We start from the raw sequence: 17687 nt of genomic DNA, 5'->3' as shown, positions 1-17687 counted from the left end.
ATCCTTGCTTCCAGGGCCCTCTGAACGCATCGCGTGACAGCGGGAGAAATCGCTCCCCCGATCGGGGGAGGCCGCAGGTGGGCCGCCCGGTGATACTGGCGACCATGATCAGGGGAATCCGGCTGCTGCTGCGCGGCTCCACGTACTCAGGTGTGCTGTTCGCCTATGGCGGCGCGTTGGCGAGCCTTCCGCTGCTGCCTTTCGCCCTGTTGCCGGCGCTGTCGTGGCGATCCGCACCCGAGAGCGTGCAGGTCGTCCTGGTCCTGCTGATCTGGGCGGTGCTGGTCGGCGTGGTCGGACTGGCGCGCCCCGTACGGCGAGCGCTGGTCGTGTCCGCCCGCCGGCTGCTGCGGGTGCCGTTGCCGAACCCGGTGGCCGGACACCGGTCCTCCGGTTCACTCGGCCTCGGCCGCTGGCGGACCCCGCTCTGGCTGGTGCTGCACGTGACCGTCGGATGGACAGGGGCACTGGCGAGCGGGGTGCTGTTCATCATGGGCATCTCCCTGCCGGGCAACTGGCTCGGCGGCGAGGTACGGGCGAGCCTGTCCGGCACGCCGGTGCGGGTGACGGGCGGGTGGAGCTGGGTGGGTGCGGCCGTGTGCGTCCTGCTGGCGGTCGCCGTCGGCGTACTGGTGACGAAGGTCCTACGGTGGTCGGCGCCACGGCTGCTGGGGCCGTCGGCGGCCGAACGGCTCGCGCTGGCTGCCGAGCGGGAACTGCTGCTGGCCGAACGCAACCGGATCGCCCACGAGTTGCACGACTCGATCGGGCACACGCTGACGGCGGCCACCATCCAGGCGGCGGTGGCGGGCGAGGTGCTCTCCGCCGACCCGACGGCGGCTCGGGCCGCCATGCGCAGCATCGAGGAGTCGACGCGGGCCGCGCTGGAGGACCTGGACTACGTGCTCGGAGTGCTGCGCGAGGAACAGTCGGGGACGGCACCGGCCCGGACCCTGGCCGACCTCCCTGAGCTGCTGAACCGCCTGCGGCACGCGGGGGCGGTGGTGGAACCGGAGCTGTCGGGCGAGCCGGAGCAGGTACAGGGGACGCTCTCCCGGGCGGCGTACCGGATCCTCCAGGAAGGGCTGACGAACGCGCTGCGCCACGGGGCGGGCGGCCCGATCGAGGTACGGGTGGCGGCCGGACCGGACGGACTGGACCTCACGGTGGTCAACCGGACCGGGGCACGGACCGGGCCGGGCACGGGAGCCTTCCCGACGTCCGGCCACGGTCTGGCCGGACTGGCCGAGCGCGTCCGGCTACTGAACGGCGACTTCCAGGCCGGCCCGGACGGAACGCAGCACTGGCGGCTGGCCGTCCGGTTGCCGGTACGGGTGTCGGCGTGAGGGGATCCGACGCGGACGGAGGCACGGCCCTCCCCGCTGCCGCCGGCCCCGCCGTCACCCTCCTGATCGCGGACGACGACGAGGTGACCCGCAGCGGTCTGGGCATGCTGCTGACCGCACAGCCGGGGATCACGGTGGTCGGCGAGGCCGCCGACGGCGTCGAGGCGGTCGACCGGGCGCGGAGCCTGCGGCCGGACGTGGTCCTGATGGACGTCCGCATGCCGCGTCTCAACGGGATCGACGCCACCCGGCAACTGCTGGCCGAAGCGGCCGACCCGCCGAGGATCGTGGTGATCACCACCTTCGAGAACGACGGTTACGTCACCGCCGCGCTCAGCGCGGGCGCCAGCGGCTTCGTCCTCAAACGCCTCCCGGTCCGCCAGATCGCCGAGGCGGTACGGGTAGTGGCGGCGGGCGAAGCGGTCCTCTTCCCGGCCGCGCTGGGCCGCATGGTCGCCCCCCGCCCGCTGGGCTCCGCCGAGGCCCTGCCGCGGGCCGCCCTGACCGGCCGGGAGGAAGAGGTGCTGCGCCTGATGGCCACCGGGCTCTCCAATCCGGAGATCGCGGAGTCCCTCACGGTGCGCCTGGAAACGATCAAGACCCACGTCGGAAACGTGCTGACCAAGCTCGGCGCGCAGAACCGGACCCATGCTGTGGTGATCGCCTACGAGTCCGGCCTGGTGGTCCCGGGCTTCGCCGGCTGACCGGCTTCCGCTCCTCTTCACGGTCGCCCGCACGGAGCTCCGGCCTCGGTCCTGCCTCTCGCTCCTGGTCTCATTCAGCCCCGTCCGGAGCTGTTCGGACGAGGCCCCACCACACCCTCCGCCAGTGCCTCACCGGACACTGCGTCGCAGGCCCCTACCGTTCGCGGTGGGGGCCTTCGTCCCGTTCTCGGTCCTCGTGGTCCTGGTCTCTGTCCACCGGCCGATGCAGTCGTCCACCCCGAGGGCTCCGCCGGGTCCTTGGTGTCTTCCCTGCTCGCGCCCGTATTAGCCGGAAGTTAGCGGGGCACCAGTACGGCGGTAACGGCCCCGGCCAGAGTGGGTGTCGTACGGAGGAGAGACCGACACCGACTTCCCGGGGGGACCCGAAATGAGCGCCAGCACCTTTGACCGCACCACTCGTCGCCGCACCCTGCGCGTTGCCGCCGCGGCCCTGACCGCGGCCGCCGCGCTGTCCCTGACCGCCTGCTCCGGCTCGGACGCCGCCGCCAAGCCCGGGGGCCAGTCGGGGTCGGGCGCTGCTCCCGAGGCCGGCGGTGCGGGTTCCGCCGGGGCCGGTGGCGCGGATTCCTCCGGTGGCGGGCAGGGCACCGATGCCAAGCCGGACAGTGCCGAGCCGGGCTCCGGCGGCGGCACCGCGCCCCGCGCCGGCTCCGGTGGTGGCGCCTCGTCCCGGGCCGGGTCCGGGAACGGAGCGGCGAAGGGCGGGGGCAAGGGCAAGTTCTGCCGTACGAACGAGCTGACGATGGAGGCGGTGGACAGCTCGCCCGACCAGGAGACGGGTGATGTCACCGTTCAGATGACGAACAAGGGTGGGCGGACCTGCTCGGTGACCGGCTTCGCAGGTGTCGACCTGAAGGACGCCGACGGCACCTCCGCCCCGGTCCACCGTGGCGGTGAGCAGCCCCGTATCACCGACCTGAAGCCCGGCGACACCGCCACCTTCAGCATCTCGTACTCGGTCGACTCCAGTGGCGAGGGCCTCGTCTCCCCGACCCACCTCATCGTGACGCCGCCGAACGAGACCCACAGCGTGTCCCTGAAGTGGCCCGCTGACGCGCTGAAGCCGGCCGGCCCGTACGACGAGAAGATCAAGGTCCACCCGGTCGGCATCGCCAACTGATCACTCGCCGACAGGACCCCGCCACCAGTGCCTCACCTGGCGACGCGTCGAAAGGCCCCTACCGTCCGCGGTGGGGGCCTTCGACGTGTACAGGGTGCCTCACCTCAGAGCTGGATCAGCCCGGCGTCCGTCGGGGTGAAGCCGCAGGCGTCGAGGTAGAAGCGTTTCAGATGGTCGTCGAAGTCGACGTGCAGCCACTCGCACTGTGCGGCGCGGGCCTCTTGTACGGCCCGCGCGACGAGACCTGTGCCGACTCCGCTCCTCCGGTGCCGCCGGTCCACGACGGTGTCCAGGACGAACGCGTGGACGCCTCCGTCCCATGCCACGTTGACGAAGCCGACGAGCCGGCCGTCCTCCCGGGCGCAGACCCAACCGAGGCTGTGCCGACGCAGCCGCGACAGCCAGTCGATCTTCAGGGGCGGGTGGTCGAACCCTTCGGCGTGCAGCGCGTTGACGGCCGCGTTGTCGAAGTCGCCCCGCCATTCGTAGGTGACGGTCATGACGGGATCCTAGGAGCCGGATCGGGGTAGCCGGGTGCCATGGGTGAGATCTTGGTCGGGACGTGTTCGTGGACGGATCGGGCGTTGGTTTCGAGTGGGTGGTATCCGGCGGGGCGGCGGGACCCGGAGGGGCGGTTGCGGCATTACGCCGGACGGTTTCCGGTGGTGGAGGTCGATGCGACGTATTACGCATTGCCGAGCGAGCGCAACAGCCGCCTGTGGGCCGAACGGACGCCGGAGACGTTCCGGTTTGATGTGAAGGCGTTTTCGTTGCTCACCGGGCATCCGACGCGGCCGGCCGCGTTGCCCGCGGATCTGCGGTCCGCTTTCGTGCGCCGCAGGGGAAGCACCGACGCGGAGGACGGTGGGCTGCTGGACGAGGTGTGGCGACGGTTCAGCGGGGCGGTGGAGCCGCTGCGGGAGGCGGGGCGACTCGGTACGTTGCTGTTTCAGTTTCCGCCGTGGTTCGCGCCGGGCGCGCGGGCGGAGGCGTTTCTCCGGCGGTGCCGGGAGCGGACCAAAGGGTGGCCGGTCGCGGTGGAGTTCCGGCATCCCGAATGGTGGCGGGACGGAAAGCGGCAGGCGTCCACGGCCGCGATGCTGACGGAACTGGGCATGACGGCCGTCGCGGTGGACATGGCCCAGACGTTGCCGGTGTCGATACCTCCGGTCACCCCGGTCACGGACGACCGGCTCGCGGTGGTGCGCTTTCACGGGCGTAATGCCGCGTGGGGCACCGGGAGCAAGGAGGAGCGGTTCAGGTACACGTATGCGGAGACGGAGTTGGCGGAGTGGGTGCCGCGCCTTCGCACGATGGCGGGGCGAACCGGCCTGGTGCACGTGCTGTTCAACAACTGCTGTGCGGACGCGGCCGTGCGGGCCGCCGAGTCGATGCGGAGATTGCTCGGTCTGCCCGAAGGGCTGGGGTGAGGGTCGAGGGGTGAAGTGAGGGTGGGGGCGCACACGAGTGCCACGGGGGCTCGGGACGGCGGGGGATGACACGCGGGAATTACGGGGAATGTATGAGGGAGGCGTGCCGAGGAGGACGTGGAGCGGGAGTGGGGCGAGAGGCGTCCGGATTCGCATTCTGTGATGCCTTGGGTTCGGGTTGAGGTTCCGACCCCTTGTTGCGCTGTTGACCGGTTGATCTATCGCTCTGCTGCTCTCCCGCTCCCTTGTCCTGGCGGCGCGATGGCCTGCGTTCCCGCTTCCCGGCGAAGCGGCCTTCCGCATTCCTCGCACGAATCGCCACATCACGTCCCTTCGCCCTTCCCCCACCGAGAGGCATCCCATGCTGCACGGCGTCGACATCTCCGCTCACCAGTCCTCTTACGACGCGGCCGGTCTGGACTTCGTGTTCATCAAGGCGACCGAAGGGCGTTCCTACGCCAGCCCGCACCGGGCGGATCAAGCGGCCGAGGCCCGGAAAGCGGGGTGTGTGGTCGGCTTCTACCACTTCCTCTGGCCCGGCAACATCGCCGCCCAGGCCAGGTACTTCGTCGAGAAATGCGGGGCGAAAGAAGGTGACGTGCTCGCCGCCGACTGGGAAACGACAAGTTCCGGTACGCACGCGAGCGGGGCGCAGAAGGACCAGTTCCTGCGCGAGGTGAAGAAATTGGCCCCGGGCCATCGCGTACTGCTGTACACCAACGTGTCCTTCTGGAAGGGCCACGACACCTCGTCGTACGCGGCGGACGGACTGTGGATCGCCGACTACGTCAGCCCCGGCAAGCCGCGTATCAAGGCGAAGTGGCTCTTCCACCAGCACACCGACCGGCCGCTGGACAAGAACGTCGCGCAGTTCGAGAACCGTGACGCGCTGAAGAAGTGGGCTGCCGCCGGGAAGGAGTGACGGGTACGAGCGAGGGTGGGGGACGACACGTGCCCACCGCCTACTCCCCCTCGCCCCCGTCCCGCTCGTACGCCAGTCGGCCCGCTGTGTAGGTGGCCCGTACGGCTCGGTCGTCGCCGAGGATGCTCAGTGCGAAGAGGAGGTCCTCGATGGACTCGGCGCGGGCGGTGCGGTCGGCCAGGAGGGGTGTGGCGCGTGGGTCGAGGACGGTGAAGTCGGCTTCCTGGCCCGGTGTCAGGGAGCCGATCGTGTCGGCCAGGCCCAGGGCCTCCGCGCCGCCGCGGGTGGCGAGGTGGAACGCCTTGACGGCGTCGAGGGCGTGGTCGCGCAGTTTGGCGACCTGGTGGGCGTCGCGCATGGTCTGGAGGAGGGAGAAGCTGGTGCCGGCGCCGATGTCAGTGCCGAGGGCTACGGTGAACGGGTGGTCGCCTTCCTTGGCTTCGCGGAGGGGGAAGAGACCGCTGCCGAGGAAGAGGTTCGAGGACGGGCAGTGGGCCACGGCGGTGCCGGTGCGGGCGCAGTGGTCGCGTTCGGAGGGGGTGAGGTGGATGCCGTGCGCGAGGACGGTGCGGGGGCCGAGCAGGCCGTAGTGGTCGTAGACGTCCAGGTAGCCGTCGCGGTCGGGGAAGAGGGAGCGGACCCAGGGAATTTCGTCGCGGTGTTCCGAGATGTGGGTGTGCAGGAGGGTGTCGGGATGGGCCGCGCGTAGGGCGCGGGCGGCTTCGAGCTGGGCGGGGGTGCTGGTGGGGGCGAAGCGGGGGGTGACGGCGTAGAGGTTGCGGCCCTTGCCGTGCCAGCGCTGGATCAGGTCGAGGGATTCGTCGTAGGCGCGCTGGGCCGTGTCGAGCAGGCTCTCGGGGGCGTTGCGGTCCATCAGGACCTTGCCTGCGGCGATGCGCAGGTCGCGCCGGGTGGCTTCCTCGAACAGGGCGTCGGCCGAGCCGGGGTGCACGGAGGCGAAGGTGAGGGCGGTGGTGGTGCCGTTGCGCAGGAGTTCGTCGCAGAAGGAGGAGGCGACGCGGCGGGCGTGGGTGCTGTCGGCGAAGCGTTCCTCGGTCACGTAGGTGTGGTCGAGCCAGTCGGGAAGCTGGGCGCCGAAGCGGGCGACGGCCTCCGTCTGCACGTAGTGCGTGTGGGCGTCGACGAAGCCGGCGGTGATGAGGTGCCCGGGGTAGTGGACGGGTTCGGTGCCGTGCGGCAGCCGGTCGCGGAGGGCGGCGTACGGGCCTGCGGCGGTGATACGGCCCGCCTCGCAGATCAGCAGCCCGTCGGGGTCGTGGACGAGGGCTTCCGCGGTGCCGGTGCGGAAGGGGTCGGCGCGGAAGCGGACGAGGGGGCCGCGGACGGCGGAGACGGGGGCGGGGGCGGGGGTGGGAGTGGGAGCGGGAGCGGGAGTGGGGGCCGGAGTGCTGGTGGTCATGGGCGGGCGGGTACCCGTTCCGGGCGGGGATGGATCTGGCGTACGTCAGCGGGGTGGCCGGTCCGTACAGCCGAACGGGTCGGGTATCGGCCGCGGACGACAGAGGCGGGGGCGGGGACGGCAAGACTGTCACCGGGCTGGCTGCCGGGTACGGCGCCGGCCGGGTGACGACGGGTCGCCACAGCCGATGACTGTCGAGGAACTGGGGCCGAATGGGCGGGAGTACGGGTGGACGTCAGCGTGGGAGTACAGGTGGACGTCAGCGCGGGAGTGCGGGCGGGAGTACGGACGTGACCGCGGACCGGGGCGCGGCGGCGGGAGCGCGCGGGCGTCGGGGACGCGGAGCGGACCGGCGGGCTGCGCGGTACGCGGTACGGGCGGTGGTGGCGGTACTGGCCCTGGCGGGGCTGACGGTGGGCGGGTCCGCCATCGCGACGCCTCCGGGCGGACGCTCGGGGCTTCCGGAAGCCGCGTCCACCACCCTTTCGTCGTACGCGGCCCCGTCGCCGTATGCGGCACTGGCACCGTACGAGGCCCCGTCGCCGTACGAGGCCCCGTCGCCGTACGAGGCACTGGCGCCGTACGAGACACTGCTGGCCCACCCGGCCCTTTCGCCGTACACGGCACTGGCACCGTACGAGGCCCCGGCCTCGCAGACCCTCCGGGCACCCGCCCTCGCCCGCGCCCCCCGTAACGCCGCGGCTACCAGGGCGGCCGTCGTCCGGCTGGTCAACCGGGAGCGCGCGAAGGCCGGCTGCCGTCCCGTACGGGCGCACCGTACGGTCACCAAGGCCGCCCAGCGGCACAGCGACCACATGGCCCGCGAGGGCTCGCTCTCGCACCGGGAACGCGGCGGCTCCGGCCCCGGCAGCCGGCTCTCGGCCGTCGGGTACGACTGGCGCCGCGCGGGCGAGAACATCGCGCGCGGCCAGCGGGGGGCCGCGGAGGTGGTGCGGGCGTGGGCACGCAGCCCGGAGCACCAGGTGGTGCTGGCGGACTGCGCGTTCCGGCACGCGGGAGTGGGGATCAACAGCGGCACGGACGACCGCGGCCCGTGGTGGACGCTGCTGCTGGCCCGCCCCCTCTGAGATCCGCTCACTCCGAGGTTCTCCCCCTCTGGGATCTGCTCACTCCGAGGTCCGCCCTTCTGGGATCCGCTCACTCTGAGAGGGGTGCCAGCGCCCCGGCCGGCGTACGCCACCTGACGGCACGTACGTCTCCGGGAGGCACCGGACGTGCCCCGGCCGGCACCCCCTACGGTCCCGGACCGCTGCGGATGCTCGCGCTCCGGAACCGCGGTGACGCCCCGGCTCAGTGCGCCGACGGCACGGCGTCCCCCTCCGCCCCTCGTGGAGCGGTGGCCGCCCGTACTCCCACGGCCCGTTCGGCCAGTTCGCCGAAGAGCAGGCCGAAGGCGGTCCACAGGGCGAGCTGGACGCCGAGTGCGGAGAGGCGGAATTTCCAGAGCAGCAGGGCCGGGAAGTCGGCGGGGAGTTCGTTGACGGCCGGGAGGAACGCGTAGGCGAGGCCGACGGCCGCGGCGAAGGCGGCCAGGGCGGCGACCGTCGCGTACCAGGTGCCCAGGCGGGGTGCGAGCCGCTTGCCGAGGATGACGGCGGCGACGGCCAGCAGCACGCTGAGGGCGATCATCAGGAAGTACAGCGCGGTGCGGGTGCCGATGGAGTCGGGGTCCCCGACGGACGGCGGATTGGCCGGGTACTTCAGGAACGGTACGAGGCAGAGCGCGCCGAAGGCGGCGCCGGAGAGCAGCAGGGCGGTGGCGCGGGGGCCGAAGCGGCCGACGCGCCCGAGGGCGACGCAGTGGGCCAGGGCGGCGATCCCGCCCAGTGCGACGCCGTACACCAGGACGCCGGTGGCCAGGCCCGCGGTGGACTGCACCGCGCGGCTGACGACCTCGGCACCGTGTTCGTGGGCGTGCGCGTCCTCGAAGGCGATGGCGGCGTCGACCTGCGGTTCGCCCAGCAGGTAGGCGACGAGCAGGGCGAGCAGGCCGGCGGCGAGGCCGGCCAGCATGCCGCGCACCAGGAGGGATCTGACGGTGGCGGAGTTCATGTGCGGAGCCCCCGGTCAGTGGCAGGGGAAGCCGAGGAGGTGGCGTCCGTCGTGGACCCACTCGTGCACGCCGGTGCCGGAGAACAGCGCGGTGGCGCCCTGTTCGGCGCCGACGAAGTAGAGCAGGACGAGCATGAGGATGCCGCCGAACACCGCCCACGGCAGGACCGTCCGGACGGGGAGGGGGGCGGGCGCGGCGTGGCCGGTGGCGGGCGGCGCGACGGACTGGGCCATGGCGGAACCTCCTGGGGAACTCGCGTCCCGGTCGGGGAGTCGTGACGACAGGGCGGGTCTGGCTCGCCCGTCGGTCCCGTACGGGACCGGTGCGGGTTCACAGTGGCGCGACCGCGCCGGAATTCCACCGGCTTCCGTCATGTCATCGTCAATATCATCGGGAACGTACCGCGTGGCGGCGGCCGGGCCAAGGCCCCGCGGACGGCGCCGAGGGCGCACGGCGACGGGCGCGCGCCCGGCCGTTCCCCTGGTGCGCCCTCAGTTCTCCCCGTCGAAAGAGGTGCGCATGACAACTCGGGTGATGTTGGTCTCACCGTCCCTCGACGACGCCCTGGGCGCCGTGCGCTTCCCGGCCGACGAACCCTTGACACCGGACGGTCTGCGCCGGGCCCACGCCGCCCGCCCCGCTGCCGCCGCACTGCCCGCCGACCGGGCTCTGACCTCCCCGTCCGCGCGCTGCCGGGAGACGGCCGAAGCGCTCGGCCTGCGCGCGGACCCGGCTCCGGGGGCGGCGGGCCGTGCGATGGGCCGCTGGCGGGGGCTGGCTCTGGAGGACGTGCTGGCCGCCGAGCCCGCGGCAGTCACGGCCTGGCTGTCCGACGCGCACAGCGCGCCGCACGGCGGCGAGACGCTGGCGCAGTTCCTCGGCCGGGTGGCGGACTGGTTGGCGGGCCTCGCGGCGGAGGGCGGCCGGATCGTGGCCGTAGCGGAACCGGACGTCGTACGTGCGTGCGTGGTGTGCGCGCTGGGGGCACCGCCCTCGTCCTTCTGGCGGGTGGACGTACCGCCGCTGACCGTGACGGCGCTGAGCGGGCGGGACGGCCGGTGGAACGCCCGGGTGGCGGGGGAACTCGGCGGGCCGGCGGCTCCCGGGGCGCCGTGACCGCCCGCGCGGACCGCCCCGCGGCCCTTCCCCGGCGGGGCCGGCCCGCCCGCGGCCCCCGCCCGGGCCGGTACGGGCCGCCGTATCCTGGTCGGAGACGGGTTGTTGCACATCACTCGCAACAAGGCGCCCCACTTGCAGCAAGGCGGCGGCGAAGCCGGGTACGGAACGGGTACGAAGGAGCGGTGCGGTGGCATCTCCAGGCTCTCCAGTGGTGCTGGGGATCGAGTCCTCCTGCGACGAGACCGGGGCGGGCCTGGTCCGCGACGGAAAGCTGCTCGGGCACGCGGTGGCGTCCAGCATGGACGAGCACGCGCGCTACGGCGGCGTCGTGCCGGAGATCGCGGCCCGCGCGCACGTGCACTCCCTCACCCCCGTCGTGCACCGCGCCCTCGACGACGCGGGTCTGACCATGGCCGACATCGGCGCGGTGGCCGTGACCACCGGCCCCGGCCTGTCGGGCGCCCTCCAGGTCGGCCTGGCCGGTGCCAAGGGCCTGGCGTACGGGCTGGGCGTGCCGCTGTACGGGGTGCACCACCTCGCCGGGCACGTCGCCGCCGACACCCTGGAACACGGCCCGCTGCCCGACCCCTGCATGGTGCTCATCGTCTCCGGCGGGCACACCTCCCTCCTCCTCGTACGGGACCTGGCGCGCGACCCGATCGTGCACCTCGGCGACACCCTCGACGACGCCGCCGGGGAGTGCTTCGACAAGGTCGCGCGGGTCTTCGGCCTGCCGTACCCGGGCGGCCCCGCGATCGACCGGGCCGCGCGCGAGGGCGACCCGAAGGCCGTCGCGTTCCCGCGCCCGCTGACCGGGCCGCGCGACGACCCGTACGGCTTCTCCTTCTCCGGCCTCAAGACGGCCGCCGCGCGCTGGGCCGAACGGCACACCGACGGCGAACTGCCCGTCGCGGACGGCGCGGCCTCCCTCCAGGAGGCGGTCGCCGACGTCCTGACCCGCAAGGCCGTCGCGGCCTGCAAGGAGCACGGCGTGGGCACCCTGGTGGTGGTGGGCGGTGTCGCCGCCAACTCGCGCGTCCGGTCCCTCGCCGAGGAGCGCTGCCAGAAGGCGGGCATCACGCTGCGCGTGCCGCCCCTGCGGCTGTGCACGGACAACGGCGCGATGATCGCCGCCGTCGGCGACCTCCTCGTCCAGGCGGGCGCCGCACCGGCTCCGCTGGACCTCTCGATCGACCCGTCGGCGCCGCTGGAGTACGCGGCCCTGCACCCGGTCGCCAGGGCGGCGCGGGCCGCGGCGGCGACCGCAGCCTGACGGCCCGACGGCCGACCGCCACCGCCCCCTTCCGCCACCGACCGCCCCGGAGCCCCCTTTGCGTACCGCCGAGATCCGCGCCCGCTTCCTCGACTTCTTCGCCGAGCGCGGCCACACCGTCGTCCCCAGCGCGCCGCTGCCGACGCCGGACCCGACCCTGCTGTTCGTCAACGCGGGCATGGTGCCCTTCAAGCCGTACCTGACCGGTGAGGTGGCGGCGCCCTGGCCGCGGGCGACCAGCGTGCAGAAGTGCGTGCGGACCCTGGACATCGAAGAGGTCGGCAAGACCACCCGGCACGGCTCGTTCTTCCAGATGAACGGCAACTTCTCGCTCGGCGACTACTTCAAGGAGGACGCCATCCGGTTCGCCTGGGAGCTGTCCACCAAGTCCGTCGCCGACGGCGGGTACGGCCTGGACCCCGAACGGATCTGGGTCACCGTGCACCACTCCGACGACGAGGCGCGCACCCTGTGGCGGGAGGTCTCCGGGCTGCCGGAGGAGCGCATCGTCTCGCGCGGCGACGAGGACAACTTCTGGTCGATGGGCGTGCCGGGACCGTGCGGGCCCTGCTCGGAGCTGTACTACGACCGGGGGCCCAAGTTCGGCCGGGCGGGCGGCCCGGAGGTCGACGAGGACCGGTACATGGAGTTCTGGAACCTCGTCTTCATGCAGTACGAGCGCGGCGAGGGCACCGGCAAGTCCGGCTACCCGATCCTCGGCGAACTCCCCCGCCAGAACATCGACACCGGCATGGGCCTGGAGCGGATGGCCACCCTCCTCCAGGGCGTCGACAACCTCTACGAGATCGACGAGACCCGCCCCATCCTGGACCGCGCCGCCGCCCTCGCCGGGGTCCGCTACGGCGACGACGAGCAGCACGACGTACGGCTGCGCGTGGTCGCCGACCACGTCCGTACGGCCCTGATGCTGCTCGCCGACGGCACCACCCCCGGCAACGAGGGCCGCGGCTACGTGCTGCGCCGCATCCTGCGCCGCGCCGTCCGCTCGATGCGCCAGCTCGGCTACGAGGACCGGGCCCTGCCCGAACTGCTGCCGGTCGCCCGCGACTGCATGGCGCCCAGCTACCCGGAGGTCGCCGAGGCCTACGAGCGGATCGCCGGCCAGGCGGCCGGCGAGGAGGACGCCTTCCGCGCGACGCTGCGCCAGGGCACCGCCGTCCTGGACACCGCCGTCACCAAGGTCAAGGCCGAGGGCGGCCGTTCGCTCCCGGGCAAGCAGGCTTTCCTCCTCCACGACACCTACGGCTTCCCCATCGACCTCACCCTGGAGATGGCCGCCGAGCAGGGCGTCGAGGTGGACCGCGAGGGCTTCGCCGCCCTCATGCGCGAACAGCGTGAACGGGCCCGCGCCGACGCCCGCGCCCGCAAGTCCGGCGGCGCGGTGGACACCTCCGCGCTGCGCACGGTCCTGGACGAGCACGGGCCCACCGACTGGCGCGCCTGGGACACCCTGGAGACCGACTCCAAGGTGCTGGCCCTGCTCGGCGCCCAGGGCCCGGTGCCGGTGGCCCGCGAGGGCGAGATCGTCACCGTCGTCCTCGACCGCACTCCGTTCTACGCCGAGTCCGGCGGCCAGGACAGCGACGCCGGACGGCTGTCCGGCACCTCCGTCGAGGCCGAGGTGCTGGACGTGCAGCGGCCGGTGCCCGGCCTGGTCGCCCACCAGGTACGGGTCACCGCCGGTGAACTCGCCCTCGGAGACGCCCTGCACGCGGCCGTCGACCCCGAGTGGCGGCTCGGCGCACGCCAGGCCCACTCCGGTACGCACGTCCTGCACGCCGCGCTGCGCGAGATCCTCGGCCCGACGGCCCTCCAGTCCGGCTCGTACAACCGGCCCGGCTACCTGCGCCTGGACTTCCCGTGGCGCGGCGGCCTCTCCGCCACCACCCGCAGCGAGATCGAGGAGGCCGCCAACCGGGCGCTCCGCCGCGACCTGCCGGTGGGCGTGCGGTGGATGACGCTCCCCGAGGCGAAGGAACTGGGCGCCCTCGCGCTCTTCGACGAGACGTACGGCGAGAAGGTGCGGGTCGTCGAGATCGGCGGCGCCTGGTCGCGCGAGCTGTGCGGCGGTACGCACGTCTCGCACGCCTCGCAGGTCGGGATCGTCGCCCTGACCGCGGAATCGTCCGTCGGCGCCGGCATGCGCCGCTTGGAGGCCTCCGTCGGCATCGAGGGCTTCGGCTACCTCGCCCGCGAACGCGACCTGGTCGCCCGGATCGCCGAGCAGATCCAGGCCCCGCGCGCCGAACTGTCCGACCGGGTGGCCGGACTGCTGGAGCGCCTGAAGGCGAGCGACCGGGAGAACCAGCGGCTGCGGCAGCAGGCCACCGTGGCGCGCGCCGCCGAGCTGGCCGGCTCCGCCGTGCAGGCCGCCGGTTTCCTGGTGGTCACCGCCACCGCGGACGGCGGCGCCGACGAGGCCCGCGCGCTGGCCATGGCCGTACGGGACCGGATGCCGGCGGGGCAGCCCGCTGCCGTGGCCGTCGGCTCGGCCACGGAGGGCAAGGCGGCCCTGGTGGTCGCCCTGAACAAGGCCGGCAAGGCCGCCGGGGGTTCGGCGTCGGACCTGGTCAAGCGCCTGCTGAACGGGCGCGGCGGCGGCTCCCCCGAACTCGCCCAGGGCGGCGGCCTGGCGGCCGACCAACTGCCGCAGACGCTGGGCGCGCTGCCGGGGCTGCTCGGGGAGTAGCGGGGGCTGCTCGGGGAGTAGCGGGGGCTGCTCGGGGAGTAGAGGCAGGCGTGAGGTGACACGGGCGGGCGGCTCCTGGACGGGGGCGCCCGCCGCTGTCTTTGGGGATGGGGATGGTCGGGTGTCTTTACGGGTGATGCCGGTCGGCCGTCTTCGCAGGGAGTTGGGGTCGGTCCGTACCGCGATCGGTCCGTACCGCGGTCGGTCCGTACTGGGGTCGGTCCGTACCGCGGTCAGTCCGTCACCGTCAGCGGGCCGTAGGCGTCCGGGCGGCGAGTGGCGAGGAACGGGAACAGCTCCAGCCAGTCGCGGCGGGCGTCCAGGTCGAGGTCGGCCACCAGGACGGCGGGTTCGTCGCGGGGCGCCTGGGCCAGGACGCGGCCGTACGGGTCGACGATGAAGGAACTGCCGTAGAACGTCAGCGGGCCTTCGGTGCCGATACGGTTCGGCACGACCATGAAGGTGGCGTTGGCGACGGCGTTGCCGGTGATCACCTTCTGCCACAGCGGCTGGGTGTCGAAGCCGGGGTGGCCCGGTTCGGAGCCGATGGCGGTCGGGTAGACCAGCACGTCGGCGCCGGCCAGCGAGTAGGCGCGGGCCAGCTCGGGGAACCACTGGTCCCAGCAGGTGGGCAGGCCGAGGACGGCGTTCTCGACGGCGTGGGTCGGGAAGGCGTCGGCGCCGGCCGGGCCCGGGCGGAACCAGTGGTGCTCGTAGTAGCCCTCGGTGACGGGGATGTGGGTCTTGCGCGTACGGGCCACGAGGGTGCCGTCCGGGGCGACCAGGACAGCCGTGTTGTAGCCGAGGCCGTCGGGCGTCACCGTGCCGTCCGGACCCGGTTCGGGGTCGGCCCGCTCGTACAGCGAGGCGTGCACGTACACGCCGTGGGCACGGGCGGCCTCGGCGGCGAAGGTCACCGTGGGCCCGGTGCGCAGGTCCTCCGGCTCGGCGGGCTCGGGGTGGTCGGCCTTGCGGACCACCGCGAAGTACGGCGAGAGCGTCAGCTCCTGGAGGCAGACGACGCGCGCGCCTTCCGCCGCGGCCAGCCGGACACCCTCCGCCAGGGCGGCGCGGTGCTCGGCGGGGTCGGGGTGCCAGCGCTCCTGGACGAGGGCGACGCGCAGCGGGGCACGGTCGGCCGGCCGGGTACGGGCCGGCGAGGCGGGCGGGGTGAGGGCCGTGATCACACGCATGGGGGCTCCTGGGGCGCGGGAGGTCGCGGGGGCGTAGGTAGACGGATGCGGCGGAGCGCGGAGGCAGGCACACCGCGCCGGAACGTTCCGGCAGAGAGCAATGTACGAGTGCCGGAACGTTCCGGCAAGGGGGTGGCCGACGTACGGGACGGCCCGTAGCGACGAGTCGAGGCCGCAGCAACGAGTCGGGGCCGTAGCGACGGGTCAGCCCCGTATCGGCGCAACGGGACCGTATCGACGAACCGGCCCCGCATCGACGGATCACCGCCGTTACCGACGTGACCTGCCCTGCCCGTACCGGCGATACGCCACCGTAACGACGCGGCGCACACGACTCGACGAGCCAGGGCCGTAACGACGCAACGCCCCCGTACCGACGAGCCGCTACCGTGACGACGCGACGCTCCCGTATCGACGAGCTCCGGGCGTAGCGACGCGACACCCTCGTACCAACGAGCCGCAGGCGTATCGACGCGACGCCGGCGTACCAACGACACGCCACCGTCACGACGCGACGCCCTCGTCCCCTCCTCCCTCCCCGTACCCGGCCCGCGCCCCGGCCCGCCAGCGCCCCCGTACGTCTAGACTTGCGCCCCGTGACCAGCCGCCGCACCGTGACCCTGCTCGATGTGGCGCGGGCCGCCGGGGTTTCCAAGAGCACGGTTTCCGACGCGCTCCAGGGGTCCGGCCGGGTGGCCGAGGACACCCGCCGCCGGGTCAGGGACACCGCCGACCGGCTGGGCTACCGGCCCAACAGCGCCGCCCAGCGGCTGCGCCGGGCCAGCACCGGGGCGATCGGCCTGCACCTGCCCCGTACCGCGACCCGGCTGGACTACTACATGACCCTCGCCTTCGGGGCGGTGACCCGCGCCCAGGAAGACGGCCTGGACGTGGTGCTGCTGGCCCCGGGCGGCGGGGCCGCCGGGCGGCTCGCCTCCCGGGTGGACGGCCTGCTCGTGATCGACCCGGAGGCCACCGATGCCGACGTGCCCGGCCTGCTCGACGCGGGCGTACCCGTCGTCACGGGTGAGCGGTACCTCGGTACGGCCGCCGCCCCCGCCGGTGCCGTGGTCTGCGACAACGCCGCTTCGCTGACCGCGCTGCTGGACCATGTGCGCGCGTCCGGCGCCCGCCGCCCGGCGCTGCTCGCGCCCGCCGGCACCTCGGCGTGGGCCACCGCGCTGCGCGGGACGGCGGACGACTGGAGCCGTACGCACGGGCTTCCCGTCACCGTGCGGACCGTGCCGTTCGCCGCCACCCCCGACGAGGCCGCGCAGGCCACCGTGGACCTGCTCGCGGACACGCCCGCCGTCGACGCGGTGGTCTGCGCGCCCGACGGTGCCGCCGCCGGAGTCCTGCGGGCCGCCGCCGGACTCGGCCGTACGGCCGGGCGTGACCTGCTCGTCGCCTCCTGCGTGGACGGCCCGGCCCTGCGCGCCTGCGCGCCGCCCGTGACGGCGATCGACCTGCGCCCGGACGCGTACGGGCGGGCCTGCGCCGCCCTGCTCTGCGACATCCTGGCCGGCCGCGCCGGGCCGCTGACCGTACGCCACCACGACTGGTCCCTGCGGGTACGGGCCTCCAGCCGCCCGGAGGGGGCGACGGAGGGGCCGGGCGGTCGGGTCGGTCCGGGCGGCTCGTCCACCTCACGCGCCACCTGACACGCAGCCCCGCACCGTCCCCGCACGGCTCCCACTCCGTCACTCCGGCCAGTCGGACCCCCGGACGACCTCCACGAAGTCGCCGCGCTCGAACCCGGGGAGGCAGTGGGCGAGGACATCGGCCTTGACGTTCCCGAAGGTGGTGCCGGGCCGGTCCTTGATGCCCTCGGTGAAGGCCGCCAGGATGCGGTTCTTGAAGTCGGGCCGCGGGTGCGCCGCGACCACGGTGGCACGCTGCTCGTCGGAGACGGCGTCGTAGCCGATGCCCAGGACATCCAGTTCCACGCCCCGGGTGACCAGGGCCACCTCGGGCGCCATGTGCAGCGGGATCTCCGGTGTGGTGTGCAGGGCGATCGCCGTCCAGACGCGGTCGGCCGGTTCGCCGGTGATGCCGTGCCGGTGCAGGAAGGCGCGGGCCTCGTCGGCACCGTCGATCTCGAAACGCTGGTCGGTGCGGCGGTACCGCTCGGTCAGCCCGAGATCGTGGAACATCGCTCCCACGTAGAGCAGTTCCGAGTCGAACTCCAGCTTCTGCTCCCGCCCGCGCAGCGCCCCGAACAGGAACACCCGGCGGGAGTGGTCGAACAGCAGCGGCGGCGCGGCCTCGCGCACCAGCTCGGTCGCCTCCCGCGCCAGGGCGCTGTCCGGGATCCGCACATCGGCGATCACCTCGCTCACGACGTCCTCCTTCCTC

Annotated in this window: 16 protein-coding genes and 1 riboswitch; of the genes, 10 read left to right on the top strand and 6 right to left on the bottom strand. The window is 73.4% G+C overall.

Going from position 1 to position 17687, the window contains the following annotated elements:
- Positions 1–104 precede the first annotated feature (104 nt).
- The 3 genes from ACZ4QV_RS29320 to ACZ4QV_RS29310 all read left to right on the top strand — a co-directional run bounded on the left by ACZ4QV_RS29320 (position 105) and on the right by ACZ4QV_RS29310 (position 3191).
- A complete protein-coding gene (locus ACZ4QV_RS29320; RefSeq protein WP_361155392.1) occupies positions 105–1346 on the top strand; it encodes a sensor histidine kinase in 1242 nt (413 codons plus the stop codon).
- Positions 1343–2050 (top strand): response regulator transcription factor, encoded by a 708-nt coding sequence (locus ACZ4QV_RS29315; RefSeq protein WP_361155390.1) that lies wholly within the window; start codon positions 1343–1345, stop codon positions 2048–2050. The genes ACZ4QV_RS29320 and ACZ4QV_RS29315 overlap by 4 nt, the downstream gene beginning before the upstream one ends.
- 388 nt (positions 2051–2438) lie before the next feature.
- Positions 2439–3191 (top strand): DUF4232 domain-containing protein, encoded by a 753-nt coding sequence (locus ACZ4QV_RS29310; RefSeq protein ID WP_361155388.1) that lies wholly within the window; start codon positions 2439–2441, stop codon positions 3189–3191.
- Positions 3192–3295: 104 nt separating this feature from the next.
- Here the strand turns inward: ACZ4QV_RS29310 and ACZ4QV_RS29305 are convergent, their stop codons facing one another.
- Positions 3296–3691, bottom strand: a complete 396-nt coding sequence (locus ACZ4QV_RS29305) for a GNAT family N-acetyltransferase (RefSeq protein ID WP_361155386.1) — start codon at positions 3689–3691, stop codon at positions 3296–3298.
- A 39-nt stretch (positions 3692–3730) separates the two neighbouring features.
- Here ACZ4QV_RS29305 and ACZ4QV_RS29300 point away from each other — a divergent pair, with 39 nt between their 5' ends.
- Both ACZ4QV_RS29300 and ACZ4QV_RS29295 read left to right on the top strand, forming a co-directional pair.
- Positions 3731–4621, top strand: coding sequence for a DUF72 domain-containing protein (locus ACZ4QV_RS29300; RefSeq protein WP_467763597.1), 891 nt, complete (start codon positions 3731–3733; stop codon positions 4619–4621).
- Between the two features lie 361 nt (positions 4622–4982).
- Entirely contained in the window at positions 4983–5543 is a 561-nt protein-coding gene (locus ACZ4QV_RS29295) for a glycoside hydrolase family 25 protein (protein WP_361155383.1), read from the top strand.
- 40 nt (positions 5544–5583) lie between these two features.
- Here the strand turns inward: ACZ4QV_RS29295 and guaD are convergent, their stop codons facing one another.
- Positions 5584–6963, bottom strand: coding sequence for a guanine deaminase (guaD, locus tag ACZ4QV_RS29290; RefSeq protein WP_361878837.1), 1380 nt, complete (start codon positions 6961–6963; stop codon positions 5584–5586).
- Positions 6964–7253: 290 nt separating this feature from the next.
- Here guaD and ACZ4QV_RS29285 point away from each other — a divergent pair, with 290 nt between their 5' ends.
- A complete protein-coding gene (locus ACZ4QV_RS29285) occupies positions 7254–8051 on the top strand; it encodes a CAP domain-containing protein (protein WP_467763596.1) in 798 nt (265 codons plus the stop codon).
- A 223-nt stretch (positions 8052–8274) separates the two neighbouring features.
- On the opposite strand, the gene ACZ4QV_RS29280 is transcribed toward ACZ4QV_RS29285, so the two are convergent.
- Both ACZ4QV_RS29280 and ACZ4QV_RS29275 read right to left on the bottom strand, forming a co-directional pair.
- Complete coding sequence (locus ACZ4QV_RS29280) at positions 8275–9036, bottom strand: CbtA family protein (protein ID WP_361155377.1); 762 nt, start codon at positions 9034–9036, stop codon at positions 8275–8277.
- Positions 9037–9051: 15 nt separating this feature from the next.
- Positions 9052–9270, bottom strand: a complete 219-nt coding sequence (locus ACZ4QV_RS29275) for a CbtB domain-containing protein (RefSeq protein WP_361878846.1) — start codon at positions 9268–9270, stop codon at positions 9052–9054.
- A 54-nt stretch (positions 9271–9324) separates the two neighbouring features.
- Positions 9325–9406: riboswitch (cobalamin riboswitch) on the bottom strand.
- Positions 9407–9556: 150 nt separating this feature from the next.
- Here ACZ4QV_RS29275 and ACZ4QV_RS29270 point away from each other — a divergent pair.
- The 3 genes from ACZ4QV_RS29270 (at position 9557) to alaS (ending at position 14139) form a co-directional block, all read left to right on the top strand.
- Positions 9557–10153 (top strand): histidine phosphatase family protein, encoded by a 597-nt coding sequence (locus ACZ4QV_RS29270; protein ID WP_467763595.1) that lies wholly within the window; start codon positions 9557–9559, stop codon positions 10151–10153.
- 211 nt (positions 10154–10364) lie between these two features.
- Complete coding sequence (gene tsaD / locus ACZ4QV_RS29265) at positions 10365–11429, top strand: tRNA (adenosine(37)-N6)-threonylcarbamoyltransferase complex transferase subunit TsaD (RefSeq protein WP_467763641.1); 1065 nt, start codon at positions 10365–10367, stop codon at positions 11427–11429.
- A gap of 58 nt (positions 11430–11487) precedes the next feature.
- The gene (alaS, locus tag ACZ4QV_RS29260) at positions 11488–14139 is read left to right on the top strand and encodes an alanine--tRNA ligase (RefSeq protein WP_467763594.1); all 2652 of its coding nucleotides are present in this window, start codon (positions 11488–11490) and stop codon (positions 14137–14139) included.
- 233 nt (positions 14140–14372) lie between these two features.
- Here the strand turns inward: alaS and ACZ4QV_RS29255 are convergent, their stop codons facing one another.
- Positions 14373–15332 carry a carbon-nitrogen hydrolase gene (locus tag ACZ4QV_RS29255; RefSeq protein ID WP_361155369.1) on the bottom strand — a complete coding sequence of 320 codons (960 nt, stop codon included), beginning with the start codon at positions 15330–15332 and terminating at the stop codon, positions 14373–14375.
- A gap of 596 nt (positions 15333–15928) precedes the next feature.
- Here ACZ4QV_RS29255 and ACZ4QV_RS29250 point away from each other — a divergent pair.
- The gene (locus ACZ4QV_RS29250) at positions 15929–16993 is read left to right on the top strand and encodes a LacI family DNA-binding transcriptional regulator (RefSeq protein WP_361155367.1); all 1065 of its coding nucleotides are present in this window, start codon (positions 15929–15931) and stop codon (positions 16991–16993) included.
- A 39-nt stretch (positions 16994–17032) separates the two neighbouring features.
- On the opposite strand, the gene ACZ4QV_RS29245 is transcribed toward ACZ4QV_RS29250, so the two are convergent.
- Positions 17033–17671 carry an HD domain-containing protein gene (locus ACZ4QV_RS29245; RefSeq protein WP_467763593.1) on the bottom strand — a complete coding sequence of 213 codons (639 nt, stop codon included), beginning with the start codon at positions 17669–17671 and terminating at the stop codon, positions 17033–17035.
- Positions 17672–17687: the final 16 nt, after the last annotated feature.

This window comes from Streptomyces sp. NPDC026394 (assembly GCF_055567735.1).
Note: the sequence above shows the minus strand (reverse complement) of the source record. Positions and strands in the feature narration are given on the sequence as shown.